This is a genomic window from Paraflavitalea sp. CAU 1676 (genome assembly GCF_029223285.1).
Classification (GTDB): Bacteria; Bacteroidota; Bacteroidia; order Chitinophagales; family Chitinophagaceae; genus Paraflavitalea.
On sequence record NZ_JARHUJ010000007.1, the window covers coordinates 329,224 to 346,362 of the forward strand.

Consider the following 17,139-nt stretch of genomic DNA (forward strand, 5'->3'; position numbering starts at 1 on the left):
AGGAAATACGGCATTTTACCGGGCCGATTGCGACGTACACCGGCCATCCTACTCCTTTGGCTGGATAATATGAATATCCGTTTGCGGAAATGGAATTACAATGCCTGCATGGCGCAAGGCTTCATCGATCTGTGTTGCCACTTCGTTACGCACAAGGAGGAACTCGCGTATATTACCTACCCAGAAATAGAGATCGATCACCACCGCACTATCGGCAAACTCTCTTACTGATACAATGGGTTCGGGATACTTCATCAGCCTTTCGTTGCCGCGCAATACATTCTCGAGAAGTTCTTTTGCCTGTTTCAGGTTGGTGCCATAGGCCACACTGATCGAGAGGTTGATGCGTCGCCGGTTATTGCCCATGGTCCAGTTCACCACATGGTGGCTCAGCAGGTCGCTGTTGGGCACTACCAGGCAGGCACCGTCGGATAAGTTCATCACACTGCTACGGAAACCGATCGATTTCATGGTACCGAGCTTGCCGTTCACCTCTACAATATCACCAACGTTTACAGGCTTCTCAAAGGCGATGATCAATCCGCTTACGAGGTTGCTCACCAACCCTTGCAAACCAAGACCAATACCTACACCCAATGCGCCCAATACGATCGTGAGCTTATCGAGTGGTATACCGGCCGCTGCAAAGGCAAAGAATATACCCAGCGAGAGGATGAAGATGCGGATCAGCAGCAACCAGCTGCCTACACCGGCCTTGCGCGTCTTTTTGTCTTTGTTGCGTTGATCGCCCGGCTCGCCGGCAAAAAAAGAAATGATCTGCGAAAGTATGGTCGATACGGCGATGATGAGCAGAAAGATGAAGAGGCTATTGATCGTGAAGGTATAGCTGCCCAGCGTTCGTTCCGTGTCCAGGAATTCTTTGAAAGGAGTCGCCGCCTGTTGAAAGGCGTAAAAGTTTCTGCCTACCAGGATAAACCAGCCCACCACGAGAAACACATAAAAGAAGGTGGGTGCTTTCTCCCCTACCCGGTTAAAGTCGATATAGAAGAACTTCCGGTCGGGGTGCTTATAGATCGTCGCAATGAGCCCGAGCCCTTCATTAATGAGCCGTACGGTCCACAGGAATAAGATCGCGATCACCAGTCCGGCATAGCCGCTCACCAGTAAAGTCTTGGCCAGGTTGTAACGCCCTGCAAGGTTGAAAATGACGGAAGCACTTTCCACGACAGCCACAAAGGCGATGAAGTATACTATATTCTTTTCCCGCAACTCAAGGCGCTTCTTGCTGCGCAGCAAAAAAACACAGTAAATACTGCCGGCCAGGGCCAGCAACAGCATCCACCAGCGTTCGGCGCGCGAGGCCTGTAAAGCCATGTTGGTAACGCCTGCCAATACAAAAAAGAGCAGCATGGCCAACCAGAAGCGCATCCAAAACGCGGTAATGTATTGATGCAGTATGAAAGCTAAACAGATGGCCATGATCAGCCACAAAATGAAACCAAAGATAAAGGGCGGTTGCAGGAAGAGGAACTGAAAGATACTGATCACGATGATCATCGCCGAGGCGAAAGGATAACGCAACACCAGTTGGCCCTTGAAGCCGGGATCGAGCTCCCGCTCTTCCTTCCATTTCTGCTTCAGGGCGTGCAGAAAATACCAGGAAGCCAGTATCAGCAGCAGCAATATCAGCAGGCGACCTATATAGTCATTGAAATAGTATTTTAACACGAGTCGCTCTTTGGCTACCGACAATTGCACGATCTCCTCCATGGGCCGGTGGCGCAGCGCTTCTTCCCAGAGGTAGGGAAATTCTTTGCTGATCAACCGGGCCGCCTGCTGCTTGCGCAATAATTCAACTTCTTCCAGGCGCGACCGCACGGTAAAAACCATCAGGTCATAATCCAATTGCAGCTGTTGCACGGCGTTCGATGATCGCCGCAGGGCGGTGTCGGCCGGGCCCAGGTCTTTTGCGACTACGGCTATCTTTTGAATATAGCGAACGGTTTGCACCGAATCGAACGGAAAAGTATACAGGGCCGAATCGGCCGAGAGTGAATCGATCTGGTTGATGTAGTCCGTCAACGTTTTCACATACCGCACCACATTACCGCGCCGCTGGTTCAATTTATCCAGCAAACCATCCAGTATAGAAGCCGCCACATCGAGGTTGCGGGCAGTTTGTCCCGATCCCTGGTTCACGAATATGCCGTCCTGCACGATCATCAGTTCGTGGCTGGTTGTGCGCAGGTATTTCCGGTAGAAACCGGTGTCGATCCCTCTACGCAGAAAAATGCGTGCCCGTTCGCTGGTGTAGCGAAGCTCCTGCAACAGCTTTTCCTGTTGCAGGGCGATGCGGTCGTTGCGGTATTTTTCAATGCTGCTAACGGTTTCCGTTTTGCCAAACTGGCGCATGCGGTGCAGGAAACCGCTATCGGGGCCTTGGTGCGGAGCTGCCGTATCACCCCGTTGGGCCCGGGCGGCAATGCACAGGCCAGTCAGCATTACCAGGCACAGCAGCTTACATAAATGGGTTAGTGGTGGATGCTGCATTATTTGGTATAAAGCGGGGATCTTTTCAACAGGTATTCCAGCGTGCTCTTGTAGGCGTCCTGCGTATTCCAGAATGAAGTACGGTCCTGCGCATACACGGTGGCGCCTTTATCGTTGTACATGTTCAGCGAAAGCTTGGTTTGGAAGTTCTGCGTAGTGGTGCCGGAAGAATAGTCGCTGTAGGTCTTTTTTGATTTATCGTCTTTGGGATCATCCTTTTTAGTGGTGGTACCGCTGCTGGATTGATAGCTGGTTTGGTTGGTCTTGTTCATATTCACGATGCCTTCTACCACATATTCAACCCCGAGTATATTGCAGATATCATCCATCGTATAACCTTTGATGGATTCCTTGGTAACGCCCGCTTTGATGAGCAGGGCGTTGGTGGTGCGGGGGTTCAGCACTTCAAATACACCAGAGTGTTTGCTCATGAAAGAAAAGGTTTCGTTTTGTACCTGCTCGGCAATGGCATCATCCGCCGCCGCACCATCGCGTACGAAGGTGAAAGGCAGCACAGCTATTTTGTTATGGTGATCGGCGAAGCCCGGGCCGTCTTTAGAAGCGCTGGCGCCGGCCGGCTGACTTTTGGCTTCGGAGGGCAGCGCCGGTTTGTTGTATACCTCGATGCGGCCACTGGCGTAGGTGATCTTCATAATATCGGCCTTCTTGATGTTGTACACGAGCGTTTCGCCGGTATAAGAGAATTCGATGTCGTTGTCATTAATCTTCAGCACTTTGCCATTCAACTCATCCCCATTGAGCTTGAGGATCACATCGTTCTTGGCGGGTTGTTGTGCAGTGGCTGCCAGCATGGTAAACAGGCAGCAAACCATAAACAGCAGTTTTTTCATCGTGATAACATTTAAAAGGTTGAACAGGTTGTTCCTAAAGATAAGCAAATCATTTAATCCCGACTTTGCGCGTGAGGTTTTCGATGCCCGTTTTCATCCAGCGGGGAGCGCGCAGCCGGTACCCGGCAGCGATCTGAAAAGCGGCATAATCGTCATCGGTGCTGGCGCCGGTGTGCCCCTGTCGAAAGCTGGCATTTTGCCAATGCAGGTACGCGCTGGCAAAGAAGCGCTTGCCGTTGTAGCCGATGCCCGCCCTGCCATCGAAGCGGAACATAAAGTTGTCCTGGTGGTTGGTAACGGTGGTCGTTTGCGAGCGGGTATCAAAAGAACTGAAGATATACCCGGCATTGGGCGTAAGGCCCAGCGAGGCATACCACTGCTGGTCTACCACCAGCGTGTAGTGGTAACCGGCACCCAGCAATAGCTCCCAGTTCCTGCCTTTTTGGGTAAAGCCGTTGGGCGATATTTCCGATTGATCGTCGTTGACATAATAGCGATACAGGAATTGCGGAATAAAACTGCCGGCGCTTTTCAATTGCCGTTCCGATTGCGTAGTCACCGCGCTTACGGAAAACTGCGGGTTGAAGTTGTACGCCGTAGCGCCTCTGAATTGCGTAAATACCAGGTCGGGTATCTTCACATAGGGTTTGCCGGGACTCCACGTGGGGTCGAAGTCGCCGGTATTTTCCAGGTAAAATCCTTTGGTTCGTTTGTACGACAGGTCTTGCAGCCAATGCCGGAAGATGAAGCTGGTGGAGATGCCACCGCTATGGGTGGTACCTTTTTCGTCGTCGTCATTATTACCGGGCAAAAAGCGCGGAACAAAACTGATGCCTACATCGATGAAGCGATAGGTAAATCCGAAGCGCGAGCTGGAAATGGCGTTGGGGCTTAGCTTGATGTGCGTGTTGGGCGTCTTCACCGCCAGCTTTTCGATATCGGAGCTTTGGGTGAATTTGAAGGTCATATACTCTTCCAGGGTCTGTATCTTACTGGCAGCAGCACGTGGGCGCACACTATCTGCAGATGGCGCTTGTGCCCATGCCCGGCAGCAGGTGCCTACAAGGATCAGTAAGCAGTATTTGGTCATATAACAAAAATACCTACTTAACACATTTATCCCTACATTTAGCGCGTTAAGTTTAAAAGTGCCTGGCTTTATGATGCGTCGACCAATCCTAACGCTTATTTGTACTGCTTTTCTTATTCAATTCTCACCGGGAAATTGATTTCCCTATGGGTACGATATCACGCATTTCAGCAATGGCCGTACGGTAACGCCCAACCTGGGGTTAAACATGATGGGCTTTAGCTGGGTAAAGCAGGAGCGTTTTTTCCCAGCCATGCATGCCGGCTATGAGTTCATGTTTTGGCAATTGGCCATCCGGCTACAGATAGGCGCTCACCTCAGCAGTATGGGGCGGGCGTTGAAGGGCAATACGTTCATCCGGCCATCGGTGCGTTACAACATCAACAACCGGCTGTTTGCGCAGCTGGGCCTCAAAACCATGCAGGGCGGCACGGCCGATTGGGTGGAGTGGGGATTGGGTTATCAGGTGTTTCAGTCCAGGAGGGATAGGAATTAGTTGCTCAATGTTCTTCAATCAATGGTCCAACATTTCGTACATCATTGTTGTATACTTGATACTGCCACCCTCAGTGGCAGTTTTTCGTAGATATCCACGGTATAGGTTACACACTCGTTGGTGCCTGCCAACAGCACCCAACCTATTCCTGGAAAATGGGCGCCCACTGCCCTATTGCCAGCGTTTTAAATGTGGATGAATGGCAACGGTTTTCCATCGGCTAAGCGGTGGCTTCATTTTTACATAGGCTCCTTCGGCTGTTATGTACAGCTATCAATCGACATACTCCCCGCCCACCGCATCCTGCTGCTGTTACGAGCTATTAACTCCCCCACCCACCATGTCATGCAACATTATCAAACAGGTAACTAACAGGATTGTCAATTAAATACTAAAGTTCAAGCATTAAAAAAGAGTAGATTATGAAGCGTTTATCCTTATTGGTCTTTAATCTTGCTATGTTGTCATCGGTCACCGTGTTCAGTCAGCAAGAAACCAAAACACCACAGCTAATCAAAGAGCGTTACACCATTTCCGGAGGTATCCTGGGGGCCTATAACCTATCGAATATGCGTGTGGGCGACAACAATGGAAACATTGAATCGGGCGATTGGAAATCGGGCTATGCCGGGGGCCTATGGGCCAATTTCCCGATAGGTGGAAAGGTAGTGTCCATCGAACCGCAGGTGCAGTACTCCCGGGTAGGCGGCAAAATAACTACGCCCAACCCCAGTGGCAACCTCGATCAAACATTGGATTACCTGTCTGTACCCGTTTTATTCAAATGGAGTTCCAAGTCGGTGGCGTTGTTCGCTGGTCCGCAGTTCGATTTTCTGCTGGATGCAAAGAATAAGAATACCGACACCAAGAACAAAGATTCCTATGAAAGCAGCGATATATCACTCACGGGCGGGTTGGAGTTTATGCCCCATGGGCGCATATCCATCTATGCGCGGTATATCCATGGCATAAAGAACATCAACAAATCATCCTCGCCCGAGTATTTTAACCAGGGAGGGCAGGCAGGTATCAAACTGAAACTGTTTGGCAAGTTTGTACCGGGCGATAAAGATGCCGATGGGGTCATCGACTCAAAAGACAAATGCCCCACGGTGGTGGGTGTTAGCCGGTATGATGGTTGCCCTATTCCCGATACAGATGGTGATGGGGTAAATGATGAGCAGGATAAGTGTCCCAACCAAACAGGCCTGGCCAAGTACCAGGGTTGTCCCATACCCGATACCGATGGGGATGGCATTAATGATGAGGAAGATAAATGCCCCACTGTGGCAGGCACTGCCAAATACCAGGGATGCCCCATACCGGATACGGATGGTGATGGCATCAACGATGAGCAGGATAAATGTCCCAACCAGGCGGGCCTCGCTAAATACCAGGGATGCCCGATACCCGATACGGATGGCGATGGCATCAATGATGAGGAAGACAGGTGCCCCAATGAACCGGGTGTACCGGAAATGAAGGGTTGTAAGAAGATCGAGAAGTTCGAAGCGAGCCGGGTAACCTTTGCCTCCAGCAAATCGGTACTCACTGTGCAGGGCCAGCGTGAGTTGGATGTAGTGGTGGCCTTTATGCAGCGGGCACCGGAGGGGTTAAAGATCAGTTTGATAGGTCATACCGACAATACGGGGTCCGACAAGATCAACAATCCGCTGTCTCAGGCCAGGGCCGATGCTGCGAAAGCCTACCTGGTGAGTAAGGGTATCGATGGCTCGAGGATCAGCACCGAAGGCCGTGGATCAACAGAACCTATTGCTACGAATGATACCAAACAGGGTAAGATGCAGAACCGAAGGGTTGAGGTATCGATTCAGTAGTTAATTCAAAGCACTTCTGATTTCTACATAGAAGCAGCGAGTGAAGGATAACGAGGTGATCATGTTTATTGATCACCTCGTTTTGTATTATTGAATGGCTTTAATCGCCTGCGGTTAAAGTTGCCGCCGGGTATTTTAATTAGGCGCCACCGTATAATTAGGCTACCTTTACTCGAGTCAGGCTTTATTTCTTCTCTTTTCGTATAATAGTCCTTTCTGTCAATCTACCTATTGCTTTAGGTCCCTCATTTGCAAATCAGGTGTTGTTTTATAACTGCTCTAGTGGCGGTTATGGATCGCGGCATCATTTAAACAGCTAATCTTATGTCAACAGTTATTACTCCCTCCAGGATATTATTGATCAGTACATTTCTCCCTGCCAAATGCGGAATAGCCAGTTTTGCACAGGATCTGTTGGCTGCTGCAATCCTGCAACCGAAGAAGGCTTTTTTGGTCAGCGTCTGTGCATTGGACAAAGAGAAAAATGCCTACCTGTACCAGCCGCCGGTGTCCATGATCATGGATGGCCATCACCTCGATTCCTGTATTAAAGCCGCCGGTCTTATTAACCGGGATGCCTCTATAGAACTCATCTGTATCGAACATGAATTTGGTTTGTATGGAGGTGAAATGGGTGAATACCTGCTGGGATTCCTGGCACTGCTGGAGAAACCATTTGTCATCAGGTTCCATACCGTATTACCTGCCCCCGATAGCAAGCGATTGAAAATCGTGCAGACCGTAGCATTGCTGGCTGATAGAATAATCGTCATGACAAAGAATGCCGCCCGTCTGCTGCAGGAAGATTACCAGATCGGTAACGATAAGATGTGCATCATACCACATGGCACCCATGAAAAAAACAGGACCAACGTATTGCAACTGAAAGCCAAGTACAACCTGAGAAGAAAATTGGTATTGACCACCTTTGGATTATTAAGCCCTAATAAGGGCATCGAAAAAGGTATTCTGGCCATGAAAGAGATCAGCGTAGCTTTTCCAGGGTCTGTATATATCATTGTCGGACAAACGCATCCCAATTTGCTGGCCCAGGAGGGCGAGAAGTACCGTTCTTATTTGCAACAGTTGATTGACGATAATAACCTGCAGAAGAATGTCCGGCTGATCAATGAATATGTGCCCACCGAAAAGCTAATGGAATATCTCGCCCTCACAGATATCTACTTGTTTACCTCGAAAGACCCATACCAGGCCATGAGCGGAACCTTCCTGTATGCTATGAGTGCCGGATGCCCTGTTATTTCCAACAAATTTGTGCTCGCTGAGGAGATGTTGAATGAGCAATCGGGCATCATGCTGAAAGGGAATGATGAACATGAACTGGCAGAGCAGGCTATTTTGCTGTTGCAACAGCCCAAGCTCAGAAAGCAAATGGGCTATCAGGCCTATCTGCAAACAAGAGATACTGTCTGGAATAAAGTAGCATCGATGCACACGGACCTCTTTTGCCAGATCCTGGGTAAAACCCTGGCGCCGGTAACCAGGGTGATCGTATCTCCCGTCAACGATTAAAACAAAAAACATGGAAACAACAATAAAAAGACCAGTCGAAAAGCCACTTGCTTTTACAGACCGGCAATTACCTGTCCTTAATTTTAAGCACATCGGTAGCCTCACCGACCTCACCGGTATCATCCAGCATGCTGTATTTGCGATGCCAAACCGTAAAGAAGGTTATTGCATAGACGACAATGCCCGCGCTTTGCTATTTGCCGTCTGGGCAGGCAAAGGCAGCAAAAAACAGGAAGCCAGCGATTACCTGTCCGTTTACCTGAGCTTCATACACTATATGCAAACCGATGATGGGTACTTTCGCAACTTCATCAGCTATTCCAAAGCAACCCACGAAGAAAGAGGCTCTGAGGATTCCTACGGAAGAACGTTAATGGCCCTCGGCTTTATGGTAAACGAGTGCCGCGTACCGCTGCTTACCAGAACGGCGATAGACATCTTCACAAAAGCTTATCCGCATGCCGAAAAACTCGTTTCAATACGAGGCATGGCCAATTCCATTATTGGGATATGCCAGTTTATAAAATTCAACTACCCGGATGACCTGAAAAGAGATAAAGTGATCCTCTTGTCAGACAAGATGGTCAGCATGTACCGGGCAACAAAAAAAGAAGGGTGGAACTGGTTTGAGCCAGTACTTACTTACGATAATGCCATACTGCCACTGGCTTTGTTGAACGCGTACGAAGTGACCCAGCAAGAGGAGTACCTCGATATAGCTTTTGAGGCCATGGCCTTTTTGGAGTCAAAAGTATTTGTAAATGGAATCCTGCGTCCGATAGGCAATCAGGGCTGGTTATCGATCGATGGTGGCGCGCCTGCCCAGTTCGATCAACAGGGCATTGATGCTATGGCAATGGTTTTGTACTACCAGCAGGCTTACCGGCTCACGCGCGAAGACCAATACCGGGAGTATATGTATAAAAGCTACCAATGGTTCCTGGGCGCCAATGACCTTGCCCTATCCTTGTACGACCCGGCTACCGGCGGATGTGCGGATGGGCTGCACAGTACGGGCATCAACCTGAACCAGGGTGCAGAGAGCACGCTCGCTTATTGGATATCTCACCTGGTGGTAGCTTCAACCCTCGAAGAATGAGAATAGCCATATTATCACCAGTTACCTGGAGAACTCCCCCCAGGAACTATGGCCCTTGGGAGCAGGTGGTTTCAGTGCTCACAGAAGGGCTGGTGAAGAATGGGATCGATGTCACTTTATTCGCTACCGGTGATTCTGTCACAACTGCAAAATTGGAATCCGTTTGTCCCCGGCCGCTGGGTGAATACCCAGCAGACGCCAAAGTCTGCGAATGCCTGCATATTTCGCATCTCATGGAGCAGGCCGCAGACTTTACCTTGATACACAATCACTTCGATTTTTTGCCGCTTACCTGGTCACGCATGGTGCGTACCCCTTTCATCACCACCATTCATGGTTTTTCCTCCCAACAGATCATTCCCGTATATAAAAAATACAATGAGAACTCGTTTTATGTATCCATCAGCAATAGCGACCGTAGTCCGGAGCTCCATTACCTCGATACCGTGTACAATGGAATAAACGAAGAGCTATTTAAACCGGGGCAGGGAAATGGTGATTACCTGTTGTATTTTGGAAGGATACATCCACACAAAGGAGCACACGAAGCAATCAATATAGCCCGCCAGGCAAATAAGCCGCTGGTAATGGCCGGTCTTATTCAGGATGAAGGGTATTACCAGGAAAAAGTAGCTCCATTCATAAATGGAATAGATGTCATTTATAAAGGAAATGTAGGCCCCGAAGACCGCAATAAACTCCTCGGCAACGCCCTCGCTCTATTGCACCCCATCAGTTTTGAAGAGCCTTTCGGCTTAAGTGTGGTAGAAGCCATGATGTGTGGAACGCCCGTGATCGCTTTTGAAAGGGGGGCTATGAAAGAATTGATTGTAGATGGCGTACATGGCTTTTTGGTGAAAGATACAGCTGGGGCTATAGCCGCTGTGCATAAACTACAATACATCGACCGGGAGGCCTGCCGCGCACATGCCCTGGCCAATTTCAGCAGCCAAACCATGGCCAGGCGATACATTGCCTTGTATGAAAAGGTCTCTCTTCACGCAAATGGACTATAGCTCAACCGGTGATAGAAGTAATTCATTTAACAGCATATCTAAGGGTACAGTCGCAAAAGAAGTAGCATAATCCGATACGGCGTAAGGGATGAATAATAGTCCTTCGTGGATCATGGCCCCACACGTATAAACCACATTAGGAACGTACCCCTTCCGCTCATCTTCAGCAGGCAGTAGCAAAGGCTCTTTTAAACGGCCAATCTCCTGGGTAGGATCGTCAAGTTTAAACAAACTGGCGCCCAGGCAATACTTGCGCATAGGCCCTACGCCATGGGTAATGATCAACCATCCTGCTTCAGTTTCAATGGGCGAGCCGCCATTGCCAATTTGCACGAACTCCCAGGGGTATTTAGGTTGTTGTAATAAGCTGGCTGTTTCCCAGAGATAAAGGTCGTCCGAGAACATGATGTAATTGCTGATGCCGTCTATCCGGGATAGCATTACATACTGTCCATTAACCTTCCTGGGAAACAAAGCAAGGTTCTTATTTACGGCCATTTTTCCGTGCAGCGGAGATATCTTGAAATGCAGGAAGTCTTTTGTTGTTATCAGGTGCGGCAATATGTAAGTTCCATCATAGGCGGTGTAGGTAGCCAGGTACAGGAACGAACCATCGTCATCCACAAACTTTACGAATCTTGCGTCCTCAATACCGTTTTTCTCTGTAAAGGTCGCAGGAAAAATAACCTGTTCAGCTAATCGTGAATGTGCAGGAAAGTTGATCTCATAGCTTGTATTTACCATGCTCAGGATATCGTATCGCAGCTTGTTTCTTTCTGTGGCAGAGTCAATCGACAGCAATGCCGATCGTAATAATATTTCGATTTCTTTATAGGTAAAGCTATCCTTAAGTGTAGAAAGAATATAGGTGCGGATGTCTTCCGGTAAAGCAGTCTGCAGAAGAAGTTCCCCAAACACATCCTTCTTGTTTCTTATTACTTGTGTAATGGCACCCTCCCCCGAAAAATTGGCTGAAGGCTCTATTTGCAGCCATGCATCTTTAGTCAATTTGCCACGTTTAAATACGACCGACGAAATATGACCCTCTCCCGTAGCCCGGAGGCTGATGACCACATTCTTTTCGCCCGGCGCTGTACCCGATTGGTCCGGATCTTCTACGATCGAGGGATTGAACAAGGCAGCTGCTTCAAGCGAGTATTCCATCGTAAAATAGGAACCCATTAACATTTTCTTTTCCCGCGAAAGTTGTGGAAGTTCAGCTTCAGGTAATAAGTACTGAATTAATTGAAAGTGTTTATAAAAGATGATCTCGATGTCCCGGTACCTGGCACAGAACTCTTCCATAACACATTGCAGTAATTGAGCTGCTGCCGATTCGGGCATTTCCAGCACCTTTTGGATCAATGCCCGGGAACGGGCCTCACCTATATTGAAAAATCGTGGAATGACCCTGGAAAGGTCTGGATTCAACCTGATGCCTGTTCTGTTTACGGTTATTGCCATAGATGATGAAATACTGGTGTTGCCGGTGAAGGTAGAGGAATAAACCCAGCTTGACTGAAGTGAAATAGAATAGGCAGGGTCAACTATTAAGGTTATCTTACAGGAGATAACAGTTTGAGTTTATCAGCATCTCGTAATCCGAATATTACCTCCTGCTTTTCTCCTCAGCAAATTTTTACTTCTAAATTGATCAAAATGAACATTTATGTTTCTAATCTGGGCTTCACCGTGCTGGTGGATGACCTGAAAAAGCTATTCTCCCCTTATGGTATTATCTCTTCTGCTGCTATCATCCTTGATAAAATGACCAACCGCAGCCGTGGATTTGGCTTCATTGAAATGCCGAATCAGCAGGAGGCACAGAAAGCCATTCTTGCCTTGAACGGCTCTGCGCTTGATGGAAGAGTGCTTAAAGTGAATGAGGCCAGGGAAAGAGAAGATCGCAGCAGGAATTCCATGTATTAATAATACGGTTTCGTTACTGCTCAAAGGATGTTTCATGAAAAGAGGCATCCTTTTTTATTGGAGGGTGCGGCGCCAACGACCTGCTACCCAGGTTATCACTAAGCAGCAGATCCCGAACCGGACGGGCGCATGATCGCTCGTCTTTTCCCTGCCCTGCACACCTTTGCCTACTCCCTTCGCTTGTCAAATTTTTACAATTATGCTGCAAAACCTTATCTGTAGTATCAAAATGTTACGTCAGCCGCCTTTAACTTCATCGGAACAATTCGAAGCAACAGATACCTAGAAAAGAATGGAAGAACTAAGATTAGCAGTATTGATCTTCGTATGCTTGTTCTAAAAACAATAAAGGGAACACTAACGGGAATAATGGAAATGGAAGCCAGCACTGGTATGCTTTTAAAAAAAGAGACAACTATTCGGTTTTCTGGAAAGGTGAAAATTGGAGCAATCGAACAAATAATTACAGTTGAAGAGACGGATACGATTCATGGCATGAGGAAGTGAATGCGGGAAGCCCTTCAATTTGCAGAAGAAAGCCTTGCCAAAATAAGAGACAATATAAGCCGCCCGCAGGCAGCTTATATTATCTGTGGAACAGGTCACTTTTCTACGGGTTATTTTATAGAAGGTATGATCACTGCTATTTTACCAGTTTCTGAAATAGCGTATAATTTATCATCGATCACAGCAGCATACCTGGAGGCGAATCCTGCACTGGCCAAGGTCTTCCATTTATTGGCATTATAATCATACTCAAAAAGATCCCCGTTTTGTGTCAGCACAAATGCCTTATTAGCGATGGTAAAGCCATTGCAATACTGCACGGCTACCGGCAGATCGGCGATGGGGGTAGTTTCCCTGGTGCTGAGGATTGTCTTGAAGAATTTATTGTTCGCTTTGCTTTCGCAGGTGTTATAGCCGGCTCCCATGATGATCGTTCCTCCATAAGCAAAACCTGTTCCGTCGATCAGGCATCCCCCTGTTTGCGGAACGTCAACGAGTTCCATCCAAAACCTATAGGTAGAGCCGGAGCGGAATTGGTAGATCTTACCATTCCCGGTACCAAAGCCTGCATAGATTTCATTAGCGTAAGCGGTTACCCAACTATTCGATATATTGGTGGGAAATTTTATCTCAGAACCAACGAAGTAGCCTCCATCAGGCTGGTAGTATCTGTACCAGGCCCCGTCCTTAGTTCCATTTTGTCGAACTCCGTTGCCGAAGTATACCTCGCCCCACCAGTTTACAATGGCAGCGTGGTTCATTTTAACGAGATCGGTGATCTGATACCCTTTGGTCCATTCGTTTGAAGCAGGGTTAAATACCTGCCAGTTGGCAAGCATGGTACCGTTGTCGTTACCAAGGCCCCAATAGATGAGGTTATCGTGACTAAAGGCAACTCCTGCAGCCAGATTGGTGATTAGTGGGTTACGATCTTTCAGTACCTGCCAGCTGCCTGTAACCGTGTACGACAGTAAATAGTCTTTCTGATAACCATATTGGTAAACGGAGATCTTCCCGCTTTTACCATCAGCAGGCACTTTAAATGCGATGCTGGTAGCGGTATTTGTTCCTTCAAAGCTCGTAATCTCCCTGCCGTTCAGATACACCCTTAATTCCGCCGGGTCGAAATGCCTTCCTGTAAGGGTTACCAGGGCACCTCTTTCGCTGCTCTCGGGCGAAAAGCTGATAAGAGCAGGAAGCACTTTCGACTCATCCTTATATTCAGCTACCTGCCCCCGTACTTCTACCTTAATTTTCCCGGTGGTGGCGCTTTCGGGCACTTTTGCTCTCAATTCAGTAGTAGAAACATTGGTCACCTCACTTGAAATGCCGGCGCCAAAACTCACTTTATTTTCACCGGCAACCCTGCTGAAGTTGGTACCCTGGATGGTAATCTCCTCCCCTTCTTCGATGGCCCAGTTTGATATTGCAGTGATTGTTGGCTTGAGCATAAAGTCAACGGCACTGATGGCTTCGAATGAGCCACATACCACCTTCACTTTGCCAGACACAGCGTCTGCAGGCACTTTAACTTTCACTTCCGTTCTGCTAACGACAGTGATATCCGTGGCAGCCTTGCCGCCAAAAAACACTTTAGTATCGGGCGTAAAACGTTTACCGGTAATGACAACTTCAGTACCAACATCACCGCGGTCGGGGCTCAGGGCAGAAATAATGGGCGCACTCTGTACCACGGTGAAGTCCGTTGTAGTCGTGACAGTCTTATCCCCCACCGTAACGGAGATCTTGCCCGTGGTGGCGCCGTCTGGTACGGTAACGGTCAATTTTTGTGCGGTGGCGTCTGTAACCTCCGCAACAACATCATGAAACTTAACCGTGTTTTTAGACTTATCGGTATTGAAGGCAATACCGTTGATCTCAACGGTGCCGCCTTCGGCGCCTTCTGGTGGAGTAAAAGAGGTGATGGCAAGGGCCGGACCATCATTCTTGCGGCAGCCAACAAAGAGTGTAGCGGAGGCTACCAGCCCTATGGCCATACAGCTAATTGTTGTCCGCTTCAGTTGGAAGAAGTACAAGTTTTTCATATTTGAATATTTGGAATGCCGCCTGATATGCAGACAGCCTGGCCAAAATAGGTCAGGCCAAGGCGTAGCCAAAACGAATATGTATGAAGCGCATAAACAACGGGGTGATTCTGCGTAATTGATGAGTTAAAGCATAACCACTATTATAACCGGGCTAAGAATAGCAATAGACCGGTTTTAGGCGTAAATAACCCCCAGCGAAGTCCTTTTTACACCCGGTCAAATCCTCCGGTGAATGCTAGTTTTGTATGGTCAACTATACTCAAACTGAAATTCAACCAGCATAATGAAAACACTTCATACAACACGTAAACCGCTTACATCGATACTGCTCATGGCAATGATGTTTGCAGCATTTCGGTCAACCGGACAAATCAAACCTTCCAACAGCGGGTATGCGCCTGTTAATGGCATCAAGGTATATTACGAAGTATATGGCGAGGGTAAGCCTATCGTCTTACTACATGGTGCATTTATGACGATCGATATGAACTGGGGGCAATTGATCCCGGAGCTGTCAAAAACCAGGAAGGTAATTGCTGTCGAATTGCAGGGGCATGGGCATACACCCTATTCGGATAGGAAACTACAGCATGCTACCTTGGCCAGTGATGTAGATAAAGTAATGGAGTACCTGAAAATTGATAGTGCCGATGTCGTTGGATATAGTTTTGGCGGGTCTATTGCTTACAAGCTGGCTATACAAAGCCCTAAGAGGGTAAGCAAATTAGTGATCATTTCTGCTGTTCATAAAAGCACAGGTTGGCTACCCGAAATAGGCGAAGCCTTCAAAGGCATGAAGCCTGAATTGTTTGCCAACTCTCCTATGCAGGTGGGATACGAGGCGGTAGCGCCTGATAAAACAAAATGGACAAAGTTCCTGGAGCAGATGATTGCGTTGGCCCAGGAGCCGTTCGACTTTGGGGACGCCAATATTTCGAAAATCGCTGCACCGGTACTGATCATATCGGGAGATAACGATGGAATGGATAAGATCGAGTTGGCCAAAACCTATAAATTGTTGGGCGGGGGTGTTATGGCTGATATGGGGGTGATGCCAAAATCGCAATTGGCCGTAGTTCCTGCGCAATCGCATGTGAGCCTGATGATGCAGACGGCGACGATTTTGAACTACCTGAACGGGTTTCTTCAGTAATCCCCCATATCAGCCTATCAAAAGATGGAGGCGAATTCCTGCCGTACATACTAATTCGTCATCTCTGCGGAAAGGTAGCGGATATGCTGTGCCGGTAATAAGAACTTTCCAGCTGAGCATAGCAACGGTTAAATATGTTTTACCTCATACCTAAACGCGGGCAACTCGCTAATCGCATTTGCCAGGTGACTTCTATGGCATTGACAATGATTTGCCTCAAAACAAGTTAAAGCAATTCGTTTTTTGGTTTGCAATAACTGCAGAATACGATTTTGCGTGGTAGCTGTATAGGGCAGATTATTCTTTCTATAATCGGCAAATAATCTATCATAATCAGCCTGCGTATTCAATGCTTGCCTTTTGTCAGACACAATACCAACCTCCGGAAAATGCATATACGATATGTCTAAGTTTTCACAATAGTTTTTCAGTTGGCCCTTACTGAATCCAAATTTCATGCTTATGGGATTATTGCGAACGTCCACTAAAACCGCCACATTATTCTTTAGCAACCGGTTAAGATAATTCTCCAAACTCCCACCTTCGTAGCCAATTGTAAACAAAACTGTATTGGAATCAAGCGGTCTTTGCTGCTCTACCAGTTCAAGTTCCTCATTCGTAAGTATCGACTTCGCGCTAACGCTTTTTATGGCCCAATAAGGGTAGTTCTGATAAGTATACTTCATAAGCCCACTGCTATCCATACCTCCGTAAAGAGATTTTATACGCCTCAATAAAGCCAGGTCATCAGTTTTCAGAAGGTCGGCATAAGATGTTTTGTCAACTCGTTGAAAACTTTTTAATGTATCAGCCAAAATACCCCTCTTCACCATGGTGGCTAGATCAGCATTGGCTGAATACGAATAACATCCATATTTATAGGGTACAAAGTCATAATCAGCCTTCGCTTGTTTTTGACAAAAAAGAAAAAGCAGCGTCTGAAGCCGCACTTTATCCAATTCACCATCGAAAAGCTCCAGCAATGCCAATAAAATCTTACGTCTGTAAAACATACGATAAAGGTAAAACATAGTTTTAGGGCTGACCACGTTTTATTGATCACCTCGC

At 47.7% G+C, this 17,139-nt stretch carries 14 protein-coding genes; 8 read left to right on the forward strand and 6 right to left on the reverse strand.

All coding sequences use genetic code 11. From position 1 onward, the window contains the following. Positions 1 to 48: 48 nt before the first annotated feature. Genes P2H89_RS23750 through P2H89_RS23760 form a run of 3 tightly spaced genes read right to left on the reverse strand, consistent with a single transcriptional unit; the run spans position 49 to position 4,452 of the window. Positions 49 to 2,463, reverse strand: a complete 2,415-nt coding sequence (locus tag P2H89_RS23750; RefSeq protein WP_275831647.1) for a mechanosensitive ion channel domain-containing protein — start codon at positions 2,461 to 2,463, stop codon at positions 49 to 51. Between the two features lie 47 nt (positions 2,464 to 2,510). After that, a complete protein-coding gene (locus tag P2H89_RS23755; protein WP_275831648.1) occupies positions 2,511 to 3,362 on the reverse strand; it encodes a hypothetical protein in 852 nt (283 codons plus the stop codon). A 49-nt stretch (positions 3,363 to 3,411) separates the two neighbouring features. Then, positions 3,412 to 4,452, reverse strand: a complete 1,041-nt coding sequence (locus P2H89_RS23760) for a DUF4421 family protein (protein ID WP_275831650.1) — start codon at positions 4,450 to 4,452, stop codon at positions 3,412 to 3,414. A gap of 208 nt (positions 4,453 to 4,660) precedes the next feature. Between P2H89_RS23760 and P2H89_RS23765 the strand changes: the two genes are divergently transcribed. The 5 genes from P2H89_RS23765 (at position 4,661) to P2H89_RS23785 (ending at position 10,434) form a co-directional block, all read left to right on the forward strand. Then, the gene (locus P2H89_RS23765) at positions 4,661 to 4,948 is read left to right on the forward strand and encodes a hypothetical protein (RefSeq protein WP_345799376.1); all 288 of its coding nucleotides are present in this window, start codon (positions 4,661 to 4,663) and stop codon (positions 4,946 to 4,948) included. A gap of 422 nt (positions 4,949 to 5,370) precedes the next feature. Then, positions 5,371 to 6,786 carry an OmpA family protein gene (locus P2H89_RS23770; protein ID WP_275831652.1) on the forward strand — a complete coding sequence of 472 codons (1,416 nt, stop codon included), beginning with the start codon at positions 5,371 to 5,373 and terminating at the stop codon, positions 6,784 to 6,786. A gap of 324 nt (positions 6,787 to 7,110) precedes the next feature. Continuing rightward, positions 7,111 to 8,319: a glycosyltransferase gene (locus tag P2H89_RS23775; RefSeq protein ID WP_275831655.1), complete on the forward strand. Its 1,209-nt coding sequence runs from the start codon at positions 7,111 to 7,113 to the stop codon at positions 8,317 to 8,319. A 10-nt stretch (positions 8,320 to 8,329) separates the two neighbouring features. Continuing rightward, the gene (locus P2H89_RS23780) at positions 8,330 to 9,418 is read left to right on the forward strand and encodes a glycosyltransferase (protein ID WP_275831657.1); all 1,089 of its coding nucleotides are present in this window, start codon (positions 8,330 to 8,332) and stop codon (positions 9,416 to 9,418) included. After that, positions 9,415 to 10,434 (forward strand): glycosyltransferase family 4 protein, encoded by a 1,020-nt coding sequence (locus tag P2H89_RS23785; RefSeq protein WP_275831659.1) that lies wholly within the window; start codon positions 9,415 to 9,417, stop codon positions 10,432 to 10,434. Before P2H89_RS23780 ends, P2H89_RS23785 begins: the two co-directional genes overlap by 4 nt. Here the strand turns inward: P2H89_RS23785 and P2H89_RS23790 are convergent. Continuing rightward, a complete protein-coding gene (locus tag P2H89_RS23790; RefSeq protein ID WP_275831660.1) occupies positions 10,429 to 11,898 on the reverse strand; it encodes a glycoside hydrolase family 130 protein in 1,470 nt (489 codons plus the stop codon). The genes P2H89_RS23785 and P2H89_RS23790 overlap by 6 nt on opposite strands. A 195-nt stretch (positions 11,899 to 12,093) precedes the next feature. Here P2H89_RS23790 and P2H89_RS23795 point away from each other — a divergent pair, with 195 nt between their 5' ends. Together P2H89_RS23795 and P2H89_RS23800 are read left to right on the forward strand one after the other, a co-directional pair. Beyond that, positions 12,094 to 12,363: an RNA-binding protein gene (locus P2H89_RS23795; RefSeq protein WP_275831662.1), complete on the forward strand. Its 270-nt coding sequence runs from the start codon at positions 12,094 to 12,096 to the stop codon at positions 12,361 to 12,363. Between the two features lie 327 nt (positions 12,364 to 12,690). Further along, positions 12,691 to 12,870, forward strand: coding sequence for a hypothetical protein (locus P2H89_RS23800; protein ID WP_275831664.1), 180 nt, complete (start codon positions 12,691 to 12,693; stop codon positions 12,868 to 12,870). Between the two features lie 110 nt (positions 12,871 to 12,980). Here P2H89_RS23800 and P2H89_RS23805 read toward each other — a convergent pair whose 3' ends face one another. Next, the gene (locus P2H89_RS23805; protein WP_275831666.1) at positions 12,981 to 14,915 is read right to left on the reverse strand and encodes an IPT/TIG domain-containing protein; all 1,935 of its coding nucleotides are present in this window, start codon (positions 14,913 to 14,915) and stop codon (positions 12,981 to 12,983) included. Between the two features lie 286 nt (positions 14,916 to 15,201). Between P2H89_RS23805 and P2H89_RS23810 the strand changes: the two genes are divergently transcribed. Next, positions 15,202 to 16,071: an alpha/beta hydrolase gene (locus P2H89_RS23810; RefSeq protein WP_275831669.1), complete on the forward strand. Its 870-nt coding sequence runs from the start codon at positions 15,202 to 15,204 to the stop codon at positions 16,069 to 16,071. Between the two features lie 128 nt (positions 16,072 to 16,199). On the opposite strand, the gene P2H89_RS23815 is transcribed toward P2H89_RS23810, so the two are convergent. Further along, positions 16,200 to 17,084 (reverse strand): DUF488 domain-containing protein, encoded by an 885-nt coding sequence (locus P2H89_RS23815; protein ID WP_275831670.1) that lies wholly within the window; start codon positions 17,082 to 17,084, stop codon positions 16,200 to 16,202. Positions 17,085 to 17,139 lie beyond the last annotated feature (55 nt).